Origin of the sequence: Sphingomonas sp. UYEF23, from assembly GCF_040546165.1 — a bacterium.
GTDB lineage: Bacteria > Pseudomonadota > Alphaproteobacteria > Sphingomonadales > Sphingomonadaceae > Sphingomonas > Sphingomonas glacialis.
Genome location: NZ_JBEPNG010000001.1, coordinates 627,936 through 647,172 on the forward strand (window position 1 = coordinate 627,936; position 19,237 = coordinate 647,172).

Genomic DNA, 19,237 nt, shown 5'->3' on the forward strand with positions numbered 1-19,237 from the left:
TTACGTAGCATATTGTGGCAGCGAGTCGAGTGGGAACCGATCGGCGGCTGAGTCATCAAGGAAAGCATTATTCGGGGTGCTTGCAGGGTGTTTGCCACAGGCGGTGCTGGCCTTCCTGCAGGCCGAGACGATCGCCATGACCCCCCATGGCTGGTTCGTGGCGCAGAACGCGGTCCCCAACCAAGCGGTCGATCACGTCGCGGATCTGGCGAGTTTAGGCCGCAAGGCCGGTCTGATGCGCGACATCTGTGCGACGCAGATGTCGGTGACCGATGACGTACCGATCGCGACCTACGAGAATCATCTCCACGATCCGTATCCCGCATGGTTCGTTCATTGCCCATCGCTGCTCAAGATCTTCCTCTCGGCTGAACTCAAGCCGCTAGCATCTATCGCCTATCTAGCGCGGATCCAACATATCCGCGCGCGACGCTGTGCCGTCCTCGAGCGGGATGGCTTGGAGCGTCTTTGGAACAGGAACTTAGCCAGCCGTATTGCCCGAGCCGTTCTTAATCGAATTTCCCGAATAGGGCGGACCGCGCATCGATCGGTTCAATCGCTCGCGGAAAGTCTACTTCTCGCCCAACGTCTACCGTCAAGACGTTAGCAGGATGTGTCGTGATCCGGTGAAGAGGTTGCTTTCCGCGTGTCCGGCCGTGGATACCTTCCTCTGGATGAGGACCGACGAAGGATCGGGGTTCGACTGCGCGCCGGCGCTATATCTTGGCGGCAACGGGAAGAGCGCCGGTGCCGACAAACCGCTGACGGATGTGGTGGTCGGCTTCATACTCAAGATCCGCCAGGCGCTGCCGACGATGGGTGGGACGTGCGCGTCGCGATCAACCAGATCGAGCCAAGCCAGCTGATGAGTCTCACGTTCAGCGCCGACGTGGTCGCGAAAATAGTTTGGCAGCTGCCGCCGGGTCTCGCGGTCGACGGCCGCAAGCGATCCGACGGACACCCGGTCGATAGCGGCATGCCGAAGGCGGCCAATCCATTCCATTCCATCGACGGGCCAACCGTACCGCGCCTCGCGCCGCGGCCGGTGCCCGGCGTGCGCCGCAGCTAAGCCCTCGGTAATGTCGAAAACACTGACTTCGCCTGTCAGCTGCCGAAGGCCTCAAACAGCGCGACGATGATCACCGCCGTCACTCGACTGGCGGCGCTGCGCGCGTTCACGGCGCAGGATGCCGGCGAAGGCAAGGCGAATCGCGTGATCGAGTTGTTGCGCGCACTGGGCGATATGCAGAGCGCCTCAGCATGCTGGAGTTCGCCGGGGAGCCACGCTTCGGCCGCGTGTTCAATCGCGGGATTTCGCGGCTGACTTTGCCTTTTTCGCTTATGCTCAGCAATTCCGAGAAAGCAGACTACGTGGCTTTCATCCTCTAGGCGAACCACCTGGCCAAGCCGCTAACCTCACCGATTTGCAGGTAATGCAGATGTTAGAAGGGTGCGGCGCGCATCAACTCTTCCAGCATGTCGTCGAACTTGCCATGCGGCGCGCAAGCACAACCGAGGCGATCGCCGAGGAACGCGCCGCCGCGGCGACCGTCCCGGCGACAAGCGAATAGTTGTTGCTCTTCGCTACCCGGATACAGGTGCTGCGTTACGTGTTGCAATCCGCCGATGAAACGATCTTCTACCAAACGCATCTCAACCGCGTGGCGCAATTGGGCATGCGGCCTAAAGTCAATCCGGTGCTCGGCATCCATTCCGATTGGCGGCATAGTGAGGTGACCACGCTCGCGCAGCGCGAGATTCATACGACCGTCGCGAGTGAGGCGCTGCTGGGCAGCACCCACGCCCCCTTTGCTTGATCTGGTCCCGACGAAGCTCCAGTAATCGACCACTCGGCTATTCTCGAGCCTGCTAGCTCCGATGCGCGACAAAGTCGGCATCATGAGTGTGCATTCATGCGACTACGACCGCCCGTTCACGATGCGCAACATCTGACACGAAAAGGCGTCCGGTGGAATTGCCACCGGACGCCATTCCATCGGGGAGCGACTTCAGAACTTGTAGCGAGCGCCGAAGAAGAACTGCCGCCCGGTCGAGCTGTAGATCTGCTGGTCCAGCCGGGTCTGTCCATCGAAAAAGCTGGTCGGCTGGTTGGTCAGGTTGATCGCGTCGATCGTAAGCTGGACGTGCTTGGTCAGCTTGTAAGACGCCGAGGCATCAACATTCTTGGTGCTGAACGAACCCGTCGCATCGGGAAGACCGGCGCGCAGGGGTACCGAACGCAGATATTGATCTCGATAGGCGAACGAACCGCGAATCGAGAATTTCGCATCTTCGTAATAGAGCGTCGCGTTTGCCGAATTCGGCGAGGCGTTAACCAGCGGTGCGCTGAGTGCCGGACCGGTGGCGTTGGTCGTCAGGATGTAGCTGATGTTCGATTTGATATGAGTGTAATTTAGGATCGTCCCAAAATGCTTCAAGAAGCCTGGAAGGAAAGTAAAGGGTTGCTGATACTGCAGCTCGATGCCGTCGATCTTACCACCGGCCGTGTTAGTGTACGAGGTAATGGTCGTTAGCGAGTTGGGGTCCTGCGACGCGCTAAGCAGGTTGAGCGGCAAGCCTGCAGCAGCATAGGTCGTCTGCGACGAAATCTGCTGCACGAAGCTTCCGACATTCTTGTGAAAATACGATGCCGACAACACCGCGCCACGAAGGAAATACCATTCGACCGCGGCGTCGATATTGGTCGCACGGTAGGGATCGAGGAACGGATTACCGACCGTTGCCGAGAAGGGCGGGTTAGCGGTGCTGACCGAGCCGCCCGGGGTTAGGAAGCTGAGCGACGGCCGAGACATCACCTTTGCTGCCGCAAAGCGCACTGTGAGCTTATGGGTTACGTCGAGAGCGAGGTTCAGGGCCGGCAGCCAGTCATTGTATTCGCGAGTGACCGACACTGGGACTCCAGTGCCCACGAAGCCCGTCGAATATTGATGCGTATGGGCAAAGCGGACGCCGACGTCGCCGCGAAGCTGCATCAAGCCAATCGGGAGGTTGAAGTCCGCCTGAATATATGGGCTAAGATCCTGTTCCTGAACCGAACGATTATCACCTTGCGCTCCTGTGCCCGTGCTGCCCAGGCGAAAGTCGCCATATTGATTCACGCAATAACAATCCACGTTGAACGCAGACATGATCTTGTTGATGTCCGGCACGATGAAGCTGTTGGTCGATCCGGGCAGCAGGCCGAGCGAATTGATCGTGATCGGCGCGGTGCTCACTTGACTAATTGTCAACCCCGCCGAGGCGAGTGATGGAATAGTAGTCGTCGGCGCGATGCGCTGCTGGCGTTGCGAGATAAAGTCAAACCGCTTGAATGCGGCACCCACCTTCATGGTCAGCTTGTCGCTGAATTCATATTTGAAGTCTGCCTTCAGCGTATGCAGCCGGTTAATGACTTTATTTTTAAACTCACGAATATTATCGTAGCCGTTCTGGTATTGCCAATTGTTCGGGTTAGTCGCGTCGAAGCCGTAGTTGAGGATAGGGCGTTGCGGATCCTGCCGCGCGTCGTAGATAAACCCGTTGCCGTCGAAGCGGCTGAACGTGACGAGACGCGAGTAGGGATTGTCGAACACCGATTCACTCTGTCCGTACAGGACGTGAAGATTGCCGCGATCGCCGAACTTCTGCTCCAGATTAAAATCGGCCTGGTAAAAGCTTGTGGTCGAGATGTTGTGGCTATTGGCCACGCTGAAATCTGTACCATCGAACACGCCGTAGACGAGCTGTCCGTTGGCATCGACCTGCGCGTCGCGGATCTTCATGTTGGGTCGGCCGGCCAGTTGCAGCGCGGTTAGGCCACCTGCGGCGGCGCCATTAGCGCGGTTTAGACTAACCGGATTTGTTGCGAGATCGTTTTGATCTTGATCATATTTGGCATAAGTGCCGTCGATCGTGATCGTGGTGGTGTCGGTCACTTTCGCCTGAAAGGTCGCGGCAAAGCCGAGGCGGCGTTCGTCGTCGGTGAAGCGGCCGTAGCCCGGCAGCTTGGGTACGAACACACCGGTCTTATTTACCGTGTTGTACGCACTCGATGTCGACCCCGGGTTAGGGCCGGCAGCGGGGGTGCACTGATTGGAATTGTTGCCCGTGCCCGCCAGCGGGTTGACGAATTGTGAAAAGGTACCCGGGACGACCGGACAGAATCCGCCATTCACGTCAGCGAAATCAGCAAGGGCCGTATTCGAATAGGCGTCTTCCTGAACCTTGCGGCGGCTGTAGGCGCCAGAGATCATAATACCGAAGCGACCGCCGCCGAAGGTCTTGCTGATCGAGCCTGCGAGGCGCGGCTCGACATCGTTGTTGATGTCATAATAGGCGGCTTGCGCTGACACCGCCGCCTGGAAGCCAGGGAGATCGAGCGGCTTGGCGGTCTGTAGATCGACCGTCGCGCCGAGCGAGCCTTCGTCGATCTCAGCCGACTGCGTCTTGCGGACCACGATCGAATTGAACAGTTCCGACGCCAGCACGCTGTAATCGAAGCTTCGTCCCTTGTTGATACCGGCTCCGAGCGTTGAGCCGGTGGTCGCGATCGTTGATTCCAAGCCGTTAAGGCGCGTGCGGCTGAAGTCGCCGCTCAGCCCGCGCACGGTGATGGTGCGGCCCTCTCCGCCGTCGCGTTCGATCGAGATGCCAGGGATGCGCTGCAACGAATCCGCAAGATTCGCGTCCGGGAAGGACGCGATGTCCGAGGCGTTGATCGCATCTATCACGCCAGCGGCCTGCTTCTTGGCGTTCAGCGCCGATTGCAGGCTCTGGCGGAAGCCGGTGACGACGATGTCCTGCGCTCCGTCGTCGGCAGGCGCTGCTTGGGCCGTCAGCGGTGGCGTTGGTGCCGGGGTGGCGGCAGGCGACTGCTGCGCCTGTGCGACGGCCGGCACAGCGAGCACCGTCATCAGGGCGAGGGGAGAAGTACGGGCAGCAACCCGCACACGAATCGAAAAAGCCTTCTTCATGATATTCTCCCCGTTGTATAGTTGGACCGCTGCTTGTGCTTCGCTGATCCGTATATAAAAAACTTTGTATTCAGGCGTTACCTGGATCTTTTGAGTTCCACCGCGTAGACTTGCGTGCCGCCGTGTATATTCGAGCGAAAAACGAGCCATTTTCCATCCGGCGTGAAATTGCCGTTGGGTTCGAGCCGGTAATCTTGTTTCGACATGTCCACGAGCTTTTCTGCGATGAAGTAACCTGGCTTTATTAGCGATACGGCGCCGGGTGCGTGAATGCCCGCGACGTCCGGAATATTGTGTGGGGTAAACAGATAAAGCCACTTCCCGTCTGGTGCGTGCGCGACCATTTCGGGATCTCCACCGTCGCCTGAAAAGACCTTGCCGTCGGGCGAAGCGTGATAATGGACTGACCACTCATTTCGCTGAAGGTGGAAGCGTACGCGCGCGCCGGTCGCGATAGTATAGCCCGCCACCCAGAAATCCTCGCCGCGCGGGGTCTGCAGGTCGTACCAAATCGTCTTGCCGTCGTGACTGAACCATTCGTGGCCGGCAATTTCCATGTTCATGGTACGCTGATGTAGCCGGATCGGTGAGGCGTCGGGCTTGTCGAGTTGCATCAGCCACAACCGGTCGACCTTATGCCACGGTCCTTCATGGCAAAACATGAGAAGGTTTGGATTGGTTGGTGAGAATTGTAAGTGGTTTAGCCAGTCGGTCGCGCGGTGGATGACGCGGCGCCGCCCAGTGTCGAGGGCGACTGTAAACATCTCCATCGGAATGCGGGCTTCGAGTCGGTCGTTCATGCGGACCTCCTTCGCCAGAGCGTAGGGGAGCGGTTTGCCGTCCGGCCCGTCGGCCCGGTAGTCTGCCTGGTCGTAACGCGAGTCGCGCTTTTGGAACGCGGCGAGCTCGCCCGATTTGGCGACGGGGTCGGTATCAACCCCGGCCAGAAGTGTCTCGTCGGCGTTAATAGTTTGGATGTCCCCGCGCGCGATCGTCGCGACCTGGCGCACCTGACCGCTATCGATATCGGCGGCGAAGATGGTTTTGGGACCGATGCCGTCCTTCGCCTGGGTCTGGTAATAGGCCGTTCTTGTCTTGTGGCCGACGAAGAGCAGCCGGAACGGCGTGCTTATACGAACGAACGTGGTGAGCTTCCGGGTCTTAAGATCGACCTTGGCCAAGCCTTGTGGCGTCGAGATCACGAGGAGATCGCCTAGCGGCGTGTAGCCGTTGTAGTTGAAATACAGACTCGAACTGCCGGGTTCGTCCGAAAGACGGACGATATGGTGCCCCGTGGCGGGATCGACCCACTCGCGAGGTATGGCCTGCGCAAGGGTCGCGGATGCGATCGTGCCGAGGGATACTGCGATCAGAGCCCGATAACCGTTCCGACCCATGCCGCCCCTCCCCTCGTTTATGGTTCCATATATCGAGAGTCGACATTATGATGTGAATAATTACATTGTCAATGCCGATTGCCGGGCCGTGTTTCGCAAATCAGCTACCAGCGAGAAACATAGCTGAGGAGCGGCGTGGTCCAACGAAATAGGGACTGTCTGTCATGACCTTGGCCGAAACCGGCATTTAGCGCCCACAGCGTGCGCGCGACGATATTGGCGGCCGCGCGGCGAATTCGCTGAGATGCACTTCGTCATCGATCCCGTTGGGGAAGCCGGGCACGCGGTCCCTTGCCGCACGTTAGTAAGCGTAGCCTGAAGGCCGCCTTGTCAGATGCTTGGCGGGCGGGCCGATTGCCGCTCTTTGAGCGGCGTGTTGATGTCAGACCAGATTGTAGAGTCGGCGGGCGAACGAGCGAGCACTCATACGAGTGGTCGTATGAGTGCTCGGAGCGAGATCGTCGGGCGGGTGCCCGCGCTCGTCACGCACATACGTCCATAGCCTGCCGGTCCTGGTGCGCCCCTCGCCAGGTGCAAGCACGGGCACTGGCGTGTCGTCGGCGTGGAGCGTGGTCCCGCCCATGACGTGGCGCTCGAGTGCGTCGACCAGCGGATCGAGCAGGCTAGCCGAACGCCCGACCTAGTCGGCCAGCGTCGAGCGCGCGAGCTCCACGCCGTGCCGGGCATAGATCCCCGACTGGCGGTAGAGCGAGAGATGATCGGCGTACTTGGAGACGAGCACGTGCGCGAGCAGTCCAGCACCGGGTCTGCCGCGCTCGATCGGCATAGATGGTAGCGGCGCCTGCCCCTCGCGCGACGTGCATGAGCGCTACGGAAAGTCGAACCCGGTCTATGTTCGTTTCCGCTGTTGGGCAGAGCAGGGCATGGGGACGTGATATGACGGGTATGCCGACTGCGAAGACCTGCTTTGGCGGGGGTATCCTGCCGATCATCCCGCCCAAGGCAAACCGTCGAGAGCCGCTCGCCTATGATTTCCGGGTAAGCATCCGATGAGGACCGCAGCTACGCGGCCTTGAGCATTTCCGCTGGTCGCTGCCAGTTCCATGGGAGCAGTTCGTGGAGCTGGCTCTGCGGGATGTCAGCGATGCGGGCGAGGACATCGGCGAGCCATGCTTGCGGGTCGATGTCGTTGAGCTTGGCGGTGCCGATCAGCGTGTACATGGACGCGGCGCGCTCGCCGCCGCGGTCGGAGCCAGCGAACAGCCATGCTTTGCGGCCCAGGGCCACGCCGCGCAGCGCGCGTTCAGCAGCGTTGTTGGTCAGGCAGATGCGGCCGTCGTCGAGGAACCGGGTGAACGCAGTCCAGTCTTTCAGGATATAGTCGATCGCGCCCGCCACCGGGTTGTGGCGGGCGAGTACGGCGCGCTGGGTTCGCAGCCGTTGCTCCAGGTCGGTAACGAGTGGCGCTGCGATCTCCCGGCGTACGGCGAGCCGTTCGGCGATGGCCGTGCCGTTGATGCCGCGTTCGACGTCGAAGACCCTGTCGATGCGCCTGACCGCTTCGGCCGCGATCGGCGAGATGACCGCCGCGCCCTTGCGGCGCTTCAGTTGTGCGGCGACGTCGGCCAGCTCGAAGAACTTGCGCCTGGCATGTGCCCAACACAGCGCGCGGGTAAGCGGGGCCGGAGAACGGTCAAAACGGAACAGCGCATTGTACCCGGCATAAGCGTCGGCCTGCAGGATGCCGCCATAGCCGGTGAGATGCGCGACCGGATGCTCGGCGCGACGGGTCCGCGAGTAACGGAACAGGGCGGCTGGCGGCGCAAGCCCTGCGAACGGTCGGTCATCGCGCACGTAGGTCCATAGCCGGCCGACATCGGCCTTGGTCTTTGCCAGCACCCGCACGGTCGTATCGTCGCCGTGGAGCCGCTCGGCGGCGAGCACATGCCGCTCGATCAGCAGGTGGAGCGGTCGCAGCGCCGCGGCACAGGCGCCGACCTGATCGGCGAGCGTCGACAGGCTGATCTCTACGCCCTCGCGGGCATAGCGGTCGCGCTGACGGTTGAGCGGCTGGTGTGTCTCGAACTTCTCGAACATGACCATAGCCAGGAAGCTCGGCCCGAACATCCCGCGCGGCGTCGCATGGAACGGCGCCGGTGGTTGCATTACTGCTTCGCACGCACGACAGGCGAACCGCTCGCGCACTGTCTGCACGACCTTCCACTGGCGCGGAATCACCTCCAGCGTCTCGGTCACGTCTTCGCCGAGCTTCGACAACCGATCCGATCCGCAGCAGGCGCAGCTGGTCGGCGCGGGAACGACGACCCGCTCGCGCGGCAGATGCGCCGGTAACGGCTTGCGCGAGGGTCGCGCACGGATGAACGCCTCGACGGTAGTGCCGGCCGCGGCACGCTGGCCCAGAGCCTCATACTCGCCAGCGCTCGCCTCCAGCTCCTCCAGACCGAACTCCAACTGGTCGATCAACAGCTGGCCGCGCTCGGAACGCTGCCCATAGAGTGCGCGCCGCATCTTCTCGTTCTGCAACTCGAGCAGGGCCACGCGGGCTGCCAGATCGGCGTTGATCGCCTTTGCGCGGGCGGCTTCGGCCTCGGCATCCATGAGTGCCGCGCGAAGCGTCGTGACATCGCTGGAGAGCGTCGCTGCCATGCCCGCGAGCATAGCAGAAAGCCGCAGAGAACCTAGCTTTTTACGCCATCCCGCCGCTTGCGGACGCCACGTCATGCGTGGGTTGCGCCAGTCGATCGCCTCCAGCAGACATGCCATCTGCGACGCCGTAATCGCTACCACGCCATCGGTTGCCGCCGGCCAGACGAACCGCCCCCAATCGAGCCGCTTGGCATAGAGCGACATACCCACGCCGTCATGCCACAGCACCTTGATAAGATCACCACGCCGCCCGCGGAAGATGTACAGATCGCCAGCGTGCGGATCGCGCTTCAGTCCCTGCTGCACTTGCAGCGCCAAACCGAACATCCCGCGGCGCATATCGGTGCACCCCGTCGCGAGCCAAATCCGGACGTCGCTGCGGACCGGGATCATCGCCGCAGCGACCGCACCACCGCCGCTACAAGCACCGGCGGCGCGTCCGCCGCGATCCGCAGCACCGCGCCGCCAACCTCCAACATCACCGCGCATCCCCCCGCCGGTTCGGGCTCGGCGCTGACCGTCACTGCCGCGAAGCCCGGTGACACCGGTTCGGCAAGGTCGCGCCGCCAACGGTATAACTGGCTTGGCCGCAGGTCCGCACGCCGCGCGATCTCCGCCACGCTCGCCCCCGGCGCACACGCCGCCGCGACCAGCGCCCGCTTCTGCTCGTCCGTCCAGACCCGGCGTCGCTCAACGCCCGAAATTATCGTCACCTGACTCATCGCACCGTCGCTAACACCGGTGCAAACACCGTCGCTTGCACCAGTGCTACGTCAGCCGATCACCCCCGCCCGGCAAGGCCGTCCCCACCGGAGGGGTACATTTCCGGCGCTATCGCGATCGCAATCACGTCGAGCGCCTGTTCAAGCTACTGAAGCAAAACCGCTGCCTCGTTCCCAGGCTTCCGCTCGCTCGCCGCTGTCCAAGTCTGGCTAACCGATTACGTCAACAGGACCTGAGTTGGAATTTGTCAGCTCAGACCGGTTCAGGAAACGAGCTACAGATTCCCTTGATCCATATTCTCATAGCATCTCTGGGGGGCAGTTCAGCATTCGGCCTTTTACCTCCCGGTAAGTGCCCGCAAATTCACCGCATCTGCCATCGCCTGATAGCCGGCATCATTGGGGTGAAGCTTGTCACCATCGTTGTAGCTCGGATCAATTTTCAGCTGGTCGACCTTATCGGCGATCGCGGCCGCAAAATCGATCACGCTATCAAAGGCGCCTGAATTCCGGATCCAGTTATTAAGGACTTGCCGCACGGCTTCACCTTTCTCGCTCGCATAATTAGCTTCCTTGTAAGGAGTAAGCGTGGCGCCGATTACGCGAATGCCGTGCTCGTGCGCTCGCTCAATAACCTGCTTGTACGCGGCGATCAAAGCGTCCGCCGTCACTGGATCGCCTGTTCCACGAGAGCTGAAGCTACGACCGATATCGTTAATGCCCTCAAACACTATAACCGCTTTGACGCCGGCCACGCTTAGCACGTCTCGGTCGAACCGCGCCAATGCGCTTGGTCCCGACCCGTAGCCAAGCATGCGATTGCCACTGATCCCTGCGTTCACCACCGCCCACCGTTGCTTGCCCGGCAGCGCTGCCAGTCGCTCTGCCAGCCGACCGGTCCATCCACGGAATGCATTGTTTGTCGAGCCGTAACCCTCCGTAATTGAATCGCCGAGCGCCACGATGACGCCCGTGGGCATGACTGGTGCAACCTCGACCTGAGTCAGTATTACTGGCGCACTCGCAAGCCGGACCTGAGGCAGAGCCGGCATTCCGCTGCTGTCGCCGCTCGTGCCGGCAACGTACTCCCAAAGCGTGCGCGCATTCCGGACTGGAAGACGACCCGGCGCGTATATGGAGATAGCGATCTTATGGAGTGCTTCGACGGGAAACTCGACAGGATCGCTCAGTAATGGCGCACCTGCGGGAATGTTGGTGCCTCGAAGACCCGAAAAGGTGACGACGCGATCGGTTTTAGGCAAGATCGACCCATCGGGTCCTGCCAGGCCAATATGCACTCCCCCGACCGCTAGAGTATCCACACCGCCTTCGTTCGACAAACGCAAGCGTATCGCGCTTCCCGCGACCGAGACGCGGACGACCTGGCGGACGGTGACGTCGATGAGGTCGGCCGTGCCGACGTCGATCTTCACATTGCCTGGGTTTTCAATCAGTCTCGGCGGATTTGGTGTTTTGACTGGGCCTGACGAGTATCCTAGCGGGATAACAGGACCAAGGAACCCTCCGTTCGAGGTAGCGGGCTGTTGACCGGGCGGGAGCGGGGAGATGACATAACCCCAGGCGGCAACCCAAACGCGATGATCAGCATCTAGCGCCGATGCCTCACATTTTGGCGCGGCGGCAACCGGTGCCGACATCGCGACCAGACCAAAAAACAAGGCCGCCTTGGATCGTATCATTTCAGACATCTCCCGGTTTCTTGATCGTTACCGTGGCACGCGCCTCACGTGAAGCTATTTCAGGCACAGACGCCGCACTGGGTTCGACGTGATCGAGTGTCGAAGCCTTGTCGCGGTGCCTTCAGTCTAACGCGAACGGCTCTCTCAATGATACATGTCGGAATTTTGTGGTCGGGGAACTAGCCCATGATCGAACGTCACGCTGAGCACGATCGATCCCGGCGTGATCGTTGCGTCATGGGCGGGCGAAGTTGCGATGACGCGTGGTGCGACATCGATGCCGGTCTGGCGCGACCAATAGGCAGCGAACACTGTAACAGCCGAACGTTCAACACCGTTATCATCCGACGAATCTCGAAAGCTCGTTGCTAGTTCTCGATCAAATCCGGCGGCGCGCACAGCGGTCACCAGGGAAGGCGCCCTAAGGCTGTCGATCGCACGATCGCGGCCGTCGGCGGCAATCAGGCCGGTCAACTCGCACAGCGTAGTGGCACAGTGAACGGTGATGCAACCGAGCGATGGAATGGCGGAATAGATGCTCTCAAGCCGCCGTTGCGCAGGCTCCATCCACTTTTGATCGACCGGTTCTTTCTCGACGCGATCATGCAACAGGCGAGCATCACCAGTGTCGACAACGGCTTCTTCCGATCGCGCGGCGTTTCCTCGGGGGTGCTGCATGGCTGGCACGGTAAGGACAGCCGCGGACGCAATAACAAGTAACAGGGACATCGCGAGAACCTCCTTGGGTCGTTCGCGGCACATCAGGAGGATGCGCCGGAAGCCGCCGTGTTCCGCCGGTACCGGGGCCTGCTCTATCCCGATTTGCTCGTCCCAAGTTTCTTGTGGGTCCTCCGCCTTCAGCCAGCGCGCGACCTCGCGGCTGCTGCCGAGCCCGGTCTTGCGCCGGGCCTCGCGCAGCCGCTCGTTCACGGCATTGACCGAAATGCCGAGTTCGCGCGCGATCGACTTCGCCGTGTGGCCGTCACCGAGCATCGTCACGGCCTGACGCTCGGCGAGGCTGAGGGGCCTTCGGGGCGGCGTGAGTTCTTGCGGCATCAGTGGCACTTATCGCGGGCACGCTGGCACTCGCAAGCTCATGCGGGCATCTGCGATGGCGTCGATGCAATATCGCTCCGCCAAAACCGAAGCATCCATTCGCCGCGTTTTGCGGTCCCCGATCCCGTTGGGCCAATGCTCGGGCATGGCTTTCGACGGACGATGCAGATCGTCGCGGAGAAGGCTTGAGATTTCCCCCTGATCAATACGGCCTTAACCTTAATTGGTTAGTACGCGAGGTATGGGCGTAGGCATGAAAGTAGATTTTCGCGACATCCTGATCGACATCGATCTCGCCGAAAAACTTCGTCTGTTTGGTTTCACCGACGCAGACACCCTTTTGGGTCGCCAAATCTGGGTGATCATTGAGCCTTATGCGCAGCGTATTGCCGAGGCGGAGATCGACGGCTGGTGTCGGCTGCTGCCAAACAATCCTTACGCTGACCGCAATGACCATCTTTTAATACTAATACGAGCCGTGCAGTCTCGACTCTGCGATGTGCGCGGCGGAGACTGGGTGAACCACAGCGCAAGTCGGGTCGCATCGGCGTTTGACGCGAAAGTACCCCTCACAGCAATACTAGCACTTGAGAGCGCCACAACCGCGCTTGCTGTGAAAATCATGACTGACGAATACAATTGCTTGAAGGAGGAGCGGACGGCTATCAACCAGCTGTTCCTCCGTCTTCAGGCGCTGGAATGTGACGTCCTTGCAACCATTTACGCCGCAAATATCGATGCCGCCACGCAGCGTCAGCGCAACACAACTGCGGAAGCCTTTCGTAGCGGGATCGCAACGCTCGTCACCGACAGTTCAAACGAGGGATCCGATCTCCGCGAACAGACCGCAAGGACCGCAGTCGCAGCGCGCGGCATGCTTGGCAAAGCCAGCGAAGTCGCTACCGCCGCCGAACAGTCCGCCCTTGCGATGCGCGCGGCCGCCCAGACTGCCGCGGGCTTGATCCACGCGATCGAGGACGCGCGGAACGAGGTCGAAGATGCGGCAGAAATCGCGAGCCGCGCTAGTGTTCAGGCAACCCAGGCGGTCGGCATGTCCGAGGCGCTGAGGGAACATGCCACGTCAATCGAATCTATCTTAAGCCTGATTCGCGACATAGCCGGCCAGACCAACCTGCTCGCATTGAACGCAACAATCGAAGCGGCGCGCGCGGGTGATGCCGGACGCGGTTTCGCGGTCGTCGCGCAGGAAGTCAAAAGCCTCGCCAGCCAAACCGCGCGTGCCACTGACGACATCGCAGCCAAGATCGCCGCCATCCAGTCTGCCACGCGTTCGACCGTCGACACAAACGCCTCTATCAAGGCGACCGTCACCGAAGTCCTGGAATCCGCGAATCGAATCCGTTACGCGATGGAGGCGCAGGCGCAGACCGTGACCGCGATCACCGCCGCCGTGGATGAAACCGCACTTGCCGCCAATTCGATGTCTAACACGATTGCCGCGATTCTTGAGGATACCGAGACCGTGGCCTCCGAGATCGACACTGTCGGCCATGGCTTTGACAGGCTGGATGGGCGATTAAACATCCTCAAGAACAGCGCCGACGACTTTTGTCGCCGAGTAGCGAGCTAATTAACCGCGTCAGCGGCCGCCAAAACGCAACACACGAAAGTAGACGAGCCGCTTCGCTAGTTTTCCCGTTCATCGTGGGAAATTCACAATATTCGCATCATAGCTAAAATGTTGAAATTACGGCAATTTTTTAATGCAAAAAAAATTCGATGCAATGTCGATTCAAGCATGTTGCAGCTGATAATTTATGTGCTAATTTTGACGCTGTTCTTATTAATTTCTCGCACAGAGCTTATGGAACTCAACAAACCCAAAAAGTTCTTTACCGCTGAGGAAAGAAATCATCTTATCAACAATTTAGCTCGTGCGAAAGAGTACGGGGATCCCCGACAGGTATGGGTCGAGGACGGTCATGTATTTGTCGAGGGACACGATGGAGAAGTCGTATCGATGACTCCTGCGGTTGCGATTAAGATGGGTCGGATGTTGGGAGAAGCCGGGGCAGATTCGCTGATTAATCAAGTCATGGACGACTCTGCGAAAACGGCAGAATAGTGAACCTGATTAGCTATTCGCACTATTCGGTCTTATTTTGATGCAGCCGCGATATCGTTGCCTGATTGTCGATAGGCGTCCAAGCGGAGCCATATTTCTTCGCGGTACAAAGGATTAAAAAGCCACACGAATATGACTTTTCAGGGGGGTCCCAATCGGCGCCGATCTGGATCCCCCTAGTCTCAAATCTATTGGCTTTTACAAATATTTATTCGGATTCTGGCGGGCTCCCGCTTCGACGCTTATCCACACTCAAGCCCCGACCCGGGCCAACACTTACGATGCACGCCGCCCCTGCCCCCTAGCCCGTTCCGCCGCTTTAACTCGTCACCCGAGGTGATCCGACTGCTCGTGATGATGTATGTCCGGTTCCCGCTGTCGCTTCGAAACGTCGAGGATTTGCTGTTCGAGCGTGGGATCGACGTTTGTCATGAGACCGTGCGGCAATGGTGGGGGCGGTTGGGCCCGATCTTCGCCGGCGACATCCGGCGGCGGCGGGTCAACCGGATGCGCGTATGTGGATCGGCCCCCAAAGCGGGGCCCAAGCAGATTGTCGCCAAGCTATTGATCATGTGTCGAATCATTACATGGAAGGGGTTCCGATCGGCGCCGATCCTGACTCCTTCATATCCCATGTTTTCGAAATGATGAGAAATAGTTATCTCGCTCGGAGCGGGGTCCCGCTTTGGGCGCCGATCTCCAGTCGTGACCGTTTAACAGGAAGCAGAGTCAGCTGAAACCTTTAGGGAAAACAGTGGTTTGTGCTCAAGGGCGCTTCGCGCCTGTCGAGCTGAAGCGCCGCGAGCACCACGATCGGAGTGATCATCGCTGCATGAAAGGCGCTGAAGCCAATCTTGAACACGACCAAAGCGCCCCAACTCCAGTCGCTACTCCAGCATAAACAGAGCAGAACGATTGTCGGGACCGCGACCAATGCCAGCGCGATCAGTGCGATCGCAGGCGCGCGCAATAGCACTCTGAGCGGCAGGATAAAGGGTAGCCTCGGGGCTGGTGTGACGGTCAAACCTTGCCGCATCCGCTTGCGCATCAGGACGGTGATCGGAAAGGTCATCAACAAGGCCGGGAGGAACGCGGCCGGTATCATGTCCAGCAACATGGCATCTCGTCCGATCGGTGTGCGGCCATAGAATATGAGCCACGCGAAAAAGAGATTGAACGCGATGTTTATGATGGTGCCGACCGCGATCTCGCCCGCCAGCAACCGCATCAGCGGCACCGGGTTAGCGCCGACCGCGACGTTCCTACTTGGTTGCGCATCGTCCACGCTGGGCATGCCGCCTTCCATCCTCTCAACCCTTCAGTGCGGCGCCAGGCACCCAGATGCCGTGAAATCCTTCATGAACGCGACACGGGAATTTGATGATCGCGACGGGTCCATCGGACAATGCCTGGGCATCGAGGATGACCAGATCGGTCCGGTTCTCGTCGCGGCGACCGACGATCGTCATCAGCCACCCGTCGCCCTCCGCGGCATCAGAGGAGCGCGGGACGAAGACTGGCTCCTCCGGTGAGGAATGCGGCCCGGCATAGAAGAAGTCGAGCTTTTCGGTCACGGCGTCGAAATGACCGAGGCACGTGAAAGGAGGCCCTTTGGCTCCGCGTGGCAGCATCGGCCCCAGCGCGGGGTTGTTGGTGCCGAACCAGAAATGCCGCGTGCGATGCGTGGCAAAGCGAAGATCGATCATCGGCATCTCGCCGATATGACCCCACATCGGCGCGATCGCGACACTGTCTTCGCTCGAGCTGAGGTCTATCGTCCAACGCTGCGCGAAAGGCGGCTTTTCCTGGGCCTGCGGATTGTTGATGTCGGGAAATTGCGACAGCCAGCCGGTCTGCGTGATGAAATGTTCAAGATTGAGCAGCTCGCCGTCCTCCCACGCATTGAACGTGTGCGTCTCCATCACTGGGTTCGGCGCTTTGAACCACCGCACGTCCTTTGCCCCGCCGGGACGACGCGGCACGACCCCAACCATCGTCGGCAAGCGGTCGTCCCAGTGGAAGAAGGCTTCGCCTTGTTTCACGCGCTCCCAGTCGCACACCATCGGACAGATCGTGAAGATGACGTAATTTTCGGATAGCAGGCAATCGTGGATCATGGATGGGTAGGGCGCGTCGAAGCGCTCCGTTCGCGTTAGTTCACCACTCGCATCGATATAATAGAGCTCGACGCCGGTATCCGCGACACCCTTCGTGAAATAGCCAAAGGCGATCATCTCGCCGGTTCGCGGATCGATCTTGGGGTGGGCGGTGAAGGTTTCGGACGCGAGCCGTCCGTCGAAATCATAGCTGCCAAGCGTGGCGAGCGTATCCGGATCGATGCGCATCGGCCGCGCGGCTTCCTTCAGCGCCAGCAGCGTGCCGCCGTGAAAAACGACTGAGGTGTTGGCGGTCGACCGGTCCTTGCCCGCGACGCTCGGATCGTCGGTGAACATGTTGCGATATGCGCCGAACAGCGCGCGCCGCGCCGCGCGTTCCACCTTCAACTTTTCTGTCTGAACATAGCGGGTTGAAAGATCGGCCTTTCCGTCTTTGATCCGAACCTTGTGCAGCATGCCGTCGCCGTTCAGGAACAGATCATTTTCATACATCGGCGGATGGGCATGGTCGGCGCTGTTGCGAATGTACGCGCCATCTAAGGCGGGCGGAATCGTGCCGACGATCTCCAGATCATGGACCTCGCCTTCTAGCCGAACCGGTGACGCATAGCCTCGGAACACCGGCGTGTCGGGCCAATGCATCAGATCGCGTGGCGTGACCGTATCGGTCAGGGCGTCTGTGGTGGGATAGTCGAGTGCCATGATGTCGCTCCTCAGGACGTTGCGCGAGCGGCGACCACGCCGTCGCGAATTGCTAGATCGTCATTGGCGCCGGTATCGCCGCTCACGCCGACGGCCCCGACGACCAGGCCTGTCGCGTCGCGCAACAAGACGCCGCCTGGCATTGGCAGCATGCCGCCGATCAACGTCGCGGCGAGCGCGGCATAGAAGGCCGGCGCGGCTTTTGCCCGGTCGGCTAGATCGGCACCGTCGAGCCCCATGCCGAGGCAACTCGTCGCCTTGCCACGTGCGATCCCGACCCGGTGGAAACCGGCGCGTTCGGACCGCAGCACGACGAGATCATGGCCGCCGGCATCCAGCACGACGATCGCTAGCGGGTGCAGCGCCCGCGCCTCCGCCGCAGCCTGCACTGCGGCAGCCATCGTCTGCGCCTCAGCCAGGGTCAGCGTCATGTCGTTTCTCCTGAACGCGTCATATCGGATAATGCCCTGCTTGCGTTTCGATCGTGATCCAGCGCAATTCGGTAAAGGCGTCGATCCCGGCCTGCCCGCCGAACCGTCCGTAGCCGGAGGCGCCGACGCCGCCGAACGGCATCTGCGCCTCGTCATGAACCGTCGGCCCGTTGATGTGGCAGATCCCGGACCGTATTCTGCGGGCGACGCGAAGCCCGCTCGCCGAATCTTGGGTAAAGACCGCCGCCGACAAGCCATACTCGCTGTCGTTGGCCAGTGCGACTGCGTCCTCTTCGTGGCGCGCGCGCGTGATCCCGACCACCGGGCCGAAGCTCTCCTCGTGAAACAGCCGCATGGCGGGCGTGACATGATCGACCACATGCGCTGGCATGACGACCCCATTCGCCGCACCGCCGATGACGAGCGTCGCGCCGGCCGCTACCGCATCATCGACCAGCGCCTGCACGTGCCCGACGGTCCGACTGTCAACGACCGCACCGAGCGGCGTCGTGCCGACACGGGGGTCGCCAGCGATAAGCGTCGCGACCTTGTCGCGAAAGCGGGCGACGAAGGCGTCCGCAATGCTATCGATGACGATGATCCGCTCGGTCGACATGCAGATTTGGCCCTGGTTCATGAATGCGCCGAAAGCCGCGGCCTTGACGGCTTCGTCCAGATCCGCATCCTCGAGTACGATCAGCGGTGCCTTGCCGCCCAGTTCGAGCAGGCACGGTTTGGGATGAACTGCGGCGCGCGCCGCGACTATGCGGCCGATCGTACTCGATCCGGTAAAATTGATCCGCCGCACTGCTGGATGGTCGATTAGCGCGCCGACGACATTTCCAGCGGCCTCGGGCGCGTGGGTGACAAGACCGAGCACGCCGTCCGGTAGCCCAGCTTCGCTAAACGCCTCGACGATCAGGCGGTGCGTTTCCGGGCAGGTTTCAGACGCCTTGAGAATGGCGGTGTTGCCGCATGCAAGCGGCACCGCGACCGCGCGGACGCCGAGAATTATGGGTGCATTCCACGGCGCGATACCAAGCACGACACCGACGGGTTCGCGCAGGGTCATTGCAAAGCAGCCGGGCTTATCGGACGGGATCGTTTCGCCCCCGATGCGCGTCGTGAGCGCTGCCGCCTCGCGCACGATTCCCGCCGCGAGCGCCACATTGAAACCGGCCCAGCCTGGCGTGGCGCCGATTTCGCCCGCCATTGCATCCACGAACGCGCCGCGCCGCGCCTCGATCGCATCGGCTGCCCTGTTCAACACCGCCCGTCGCGCGCTCGGGCCAAGCGCAGCCCAACCCGGAAACGCCGCCTCCGCGCGACCGGCGACCTCAGTCGCCGCGGCCACGTCCATCGCCGGTGCGCGCGACGCGACTCCGCCATCGAGCGGCGAAATGCGGTCAAAAAAAGCGGTCATCA

At 60.8% G+C, this 19,237-nt stretch carries 18 protein-coding genes and 3 pseudogenes; 10 read left to right on the top strand and 11 right to left on the bottom strand.

All coding sequences use genetic code 11. The features are described 5' to 3' along the window. Positions 1 to 103 precede the first annotated feature (103 nt). From ABIB28_RS02980 to ABIB28_RS03005, 6 genes are all read left to right on the top strand, one after another. Positions 104 to 607 (top strand): hypothetical protein, encoded by a 504-nt coding sequence (locus ABIB28_RS02980; RefSeq protein ID WP_354286248.1) that lies wholly within the window; start codon positions 104 to 106, stop codon positions 605 to 607. 49 nt (positions 608 to 656) lie between these two features. Then, complete coding sequence (locus tag ABIB28_RS02985) at positions 657 to 866, top strand: hypothetical protein (RefSeq protein ID WP_354286249.1); 210 nt, start codon at positions 657 to 659, stop codon at positions 864 to 866. After that, positions 827 to 1,069: a hypothetical protein gene (locus ABIB28_RS02990; RefSeq protein ID WP_354286250.1), complete on the top strand. Its 243-nt coding sequence runs from the start codon at positions 827 to 829 to the stop codon at positions 1,067 to 1,069. The genes ABIB28_RS02985 and ABIB28_RS02990 overlap by 40 nt, the downstream gene beginning before the upstream one ends. Before the next feature lie 66 nt (positions 1,070 to 1,135). Continuing rightward, a complete protein-coding gene (locus ABIB28_RS02995; RefSeq protein WP_354286252.1) occupies positions 1,136 to 1,324 on the top strand; it encodes a hypothetical protein in 189 nt (62 codons plus the stop codon). Positions 1,325 to 1,433: 109 nt separating this feature from the next. Next, positions 1,434 to 1,571 (top strand): hypothetical protein, encoded by a 138-nt coding sequence (locus ABIB28_RS03000; protein WP_354286254.1) that lies wholly within the window; start codon positions 1,434 to 1,436, stop codon positions 1,569 to 1,571. 27 nt (positions 1,572 to 1,598) lie between these two features. Next, positions 1,599 to 1,817, top strand: coding sequence for a hypothetical protein (locus tag ABIB28_RS03005; protein WP_354286256.1), 219 nt, complete (start codon positions 1,599 to 1,601; stop codon positions 1,815 to 1,817). Between the two features lie 192 nt (positions 1,818 to 2,009). Here the strand turns inward: ABIB28_RS03005 and ABIB28_RS03010 are convergent, their stop codons facing one another. The 3 genes and pseudogenes from ABIB28_RS03010 to ABIB28_RS03020 all read right to left on the bottom strand — a co-directional run. Further along, on the bottom strand, positions 2,010 to 4,973 hold the full coding sequence (locus ABIB28_RS03010) for a TonB-dependent receptor (protein WP_354286258.1): 2,964 nt from the start codon (positions 4,971 to 4,973) through the stop codon (positions 2,010 to 2,012). 77 nt (positions 4,974 to 5,050) lie between these two features. After that, entirely contained in the window at positions 5,051 to 6,370 is a 1,320-nt protein-coding gene (locus ABIB28_RS03015; RefSeq protein ID WP_354286260.1) for an oligogalacturonate lyase family protein, read from the bottom strand. Positions 6,371 to 6,845: 475 nt separating this feature from the next. Continuing rightward, a pseudogene (locus ABIB28_RS03020) lies at positions 6,846 to 7,175 on the bottom strand (IS66 family transposase); the annotation flags it as partial. Between ABIB28_RS03020 and ABIB28_RS18505 the strand changes: the two are divergent. Further along, a pseudogene (locus ABIB28_RS18505) lies at positions 7,174 to 7,257 on the top strand (IS5 family transposase); the annotation flags it as partial. The pseudogenes ABIB28_RS03020 and ABIB28_RS18505 overlap by 2 nt on opposite strands. Positions 7,258 to 7,393: 136 nt before the next feature. Here ABIB28_RS18505 and tnpC read toward each other — a convergent pair. From tnpC to ABIB28_RS03045, 4 genes are all read right to left on the bottom strand, one after another. After that, on the bottom strand, positions 7,394 to 9,391 hold the full coding sequence (gene tnpC, locus ABIB28_RS03025) for an IS66 family transposase (RefSeq protein ID WP_502958192.1): 1,998 nt from the start codon (positions 9,389 to 9,391) through the stop codon (positions 7,394 to 7,396). Then, entirely contained in the window at positions 9,388 to 9,720 is a 333-nt protein-coding gene (gene tnpA / locus ABIB28_RS03035) for an IS66-like element accessory protein TnpA (protein WP_354286262.1), read from the bottom strand. Before tnpA ends, tnpC begins: the two co-directional genes overlap by 4 nt. Positions 9,721 to 10,058: 338 nt before the next feature. Next, on the bottom strand, positions 10,059 to 11,153 hold the full coding sequence (locus tag ABIB28_RS03040; RefSeq protein WP_354286264.1) for an SGNH/GDSL hydrolase family protein: 1,095 nt from the start codon (positions 11,151 to 11,153) through the stop codon (positions 10,059 to 10,061). 411 nt (positions 11,154 to 11,564) lie between these two features. Beyond that, positions 11,565 to 12,476, bottom strand: a complete 912-nt coding sequence (locus ABIB28_RS03045) for a helix-turn-helix domain-containing protein (protein WP_354286266.1) — start codon at positions 12,474 to 12,476, stop codon at positions 11,565 to 11,567. 253 nt (positions 12,477 to 12,729) lie between these two features. Here ABIB28_RS03045 and ABIB28_RS03050 point away from each other — a divergent pair, with 253 nt between their 5' ends. From ABIB28_RS03050 to ABIB28_RS18510, 3 genes and pseudogenes are all read left to right on the top strand, one after another. After that, positions 12,730 to 14,067, top strand: coding sequence for a methyl-accepting chemotaxis protein (locus ABIB28_RS03050; RefSeq protein WP_354286268.1), 1,338 nt, complete (start codon positions 12,730 to 12,732; stop codon positions 14,065 to 14,067). A gap of 168 nt (positions 14,068 to 14,235) precedes the next feature. Beyond that, positions 14,236 to 14,562 carry a hypothetical protein gene (locus tag ABIB28_RS03055; protein ID WP_354286269.1) on the top strand — a complete coding sequence of 109 codons (327 nt, stop codon included), beginning with the start codon at positions 14,236 to 14,238 and terminating at the stop codon, positions 14,560 to 14,562. Between the two features lie 354 nt (positions 14,563 to 14,916). Continuing rightward, positions 14,917 to 15,087: pseudogene (locus ABIB28_RS18510) on the top strand (IS6 family transposase); the annotation flags it as partial. A gap of 217 nt (positions 15,088 to 15,304) precedes the next feature. Here ABIB28_RS18510 and ABIB28_RS03065 read toward each other — a convergent pair. Genes ABIB28_RS03065 through ABIB28_RS03080 form a run of 4 tightly spaced genes read right to left on the bottom strand, consistent with a single transcriptional unit; the run spans position 15,305 to position 19,235 of the window. Then, entirely contained in the window at positions 15,305 to 15,868 is a 564-nt protein-coding gene (locus ABIB28_RS03065; protein ID WP_354286272.1) for a hypothetical protein, read from the bottom strand. Positions 15,869 to 15,872: 4 nt separating this feature from the next. Next, positions 15,873 to 17,381 carry a carotenoid oxygenase family protein gene (locus ABIB28_RS03070; RefSeq protein WP_354286274.1) on the bottom strand — a complete coding sequence of 503 codons (1,509 nt, stop codon included), beginning with the start codon at positions 17,379 to 17,381 and terminating at the stop codon, positions 15,873 to 15,875. 11 nt (positions 17,382 to 17,392) lie between these two features. Next, positions 17,393 to 17,812, bottom strand: coding sequence for a GlcG/HbpS family heme-binding protein (locus ABIB28_RS03075; RefSeq protein WP_354286276.1), 420 nt, complete (start codon positions 17,810 to 17,812; stop codon positions 17,393 to 17,395). Positions 17,813 to 17,831: 19 nt separating this feature from the next. Continuing rightward, entirely contained in the window at positions 17,832 to 19,235 is a 1,404-nt protein-coding gene (locus tag ABIB28_RS03080) for an aldehyde dehydrogenase (RefSeq protein ID WP_354286278.1), read from the bottom strand. Between the last annotated feature and the right edge of the window lie 2 nt (positions 19,236 to 19,237).

What these genes read in the sequence shown, in the direction of transcription:
- ABIB28_RS02995 (WP_354286252.1), top strand. Translation starts at nt 1,136, where the DNA reads ATGATCACCGCCGTCACTCGACTGGCGGCGCTGCGCGCGTTCACGGCG.
- ABIB28_RS03000 (WP_354286254.1), top strand. Translation starts at nt 1,434, where the DNA reads ATGCAGATGTTAGAAGGGTGCGGCGCGCATCAACTCTTCCAGCATGTC.
- ABIB28_RS03010 (WP_354286258.1), bottom strand. Translation starts at nt 4,973, where the DNA reads ATGAAGAAGGCTTTTTCGATTCGTGTGCGGGTTGCTGCCCGTACTTCT.
- ABIB28_RS03015 (WP_354286260.1), bottom strand. Translation starts at nt 6,370, where the DNA reads ATGGGTCGGAACGGTTATCGGGCTCTGATCGCAGTATCCCTCGGCACG.
- tnpC (WP_502958192.1), bottom strand. Translation starts at nt 9,391, where the DNA reads ATGATCCCGGTCCGCAGCGACGTCCGGATTTGGCTCGCGACGGGGTGC.
- tnpA (WP_354286262.1), bottom strand. Translation starts at nt 9,720, where the DNA reads ATGAGTCAGGTGACGATAATTTCGGGCGTTGAGCGACGCCGGGTCTGG.
- ABIB28_RS03045 (WP_354286266.1), bottom strand. Translation starts at nt 12,476, where the DNA reads ATGCCGCAAGAACTCACGCCGCCCCGAAGGCCCCTCAGCCTCGCCGAG.
- ABIB28_RS03050 (WP_354286268.1), top strand. Translation starts at nt 12,730, where the DNA reads ATGAAAGTAGATTTTCGCGACATCCTGATCGACATCGATCTCGCCGAA.
- ABIB28_RS03055 (WP_354286269.1), top strand. Translation starts at nt 14,236, where the DNA reads ATGTTGCAGCTGATAATTTATGTGCTAATTTTGACGCTGTTCTTATTA.
- ABIB28_RS03065 (WP_354286272.1), bottom strand. Translation starts at nt 15,868, where the DNA reads ATGGAAGGCGGCATGCCCAGCGTGGACGATGCGCAACCAAGTAGGAAC.
- ABIB28_RS03070 (WP_354286274.1), bottom strand. Translation starts at nt 17,381, where the DNA reads ATGGCACTCGACTATCCCACCACAGACGCCCTGACCGATACGGTCACG.
- ABIB28_RS03075 (WP_354286276.1), bottom strand. Translation starts at nt 17,812, where the DNA reads ATGACGCTGACCCTGGCTGAGGCGCAGACGATGGCTGCCGCAGTGCAG.
- ABIB28_RS03080 (WP_354286278.1), bottom strand. Translation starts at nt 19,235, where the DNA reads ATGACCGCTTTTTTTGACCGCATTTCGCCGCTCGATGGCGGAGTCGCG.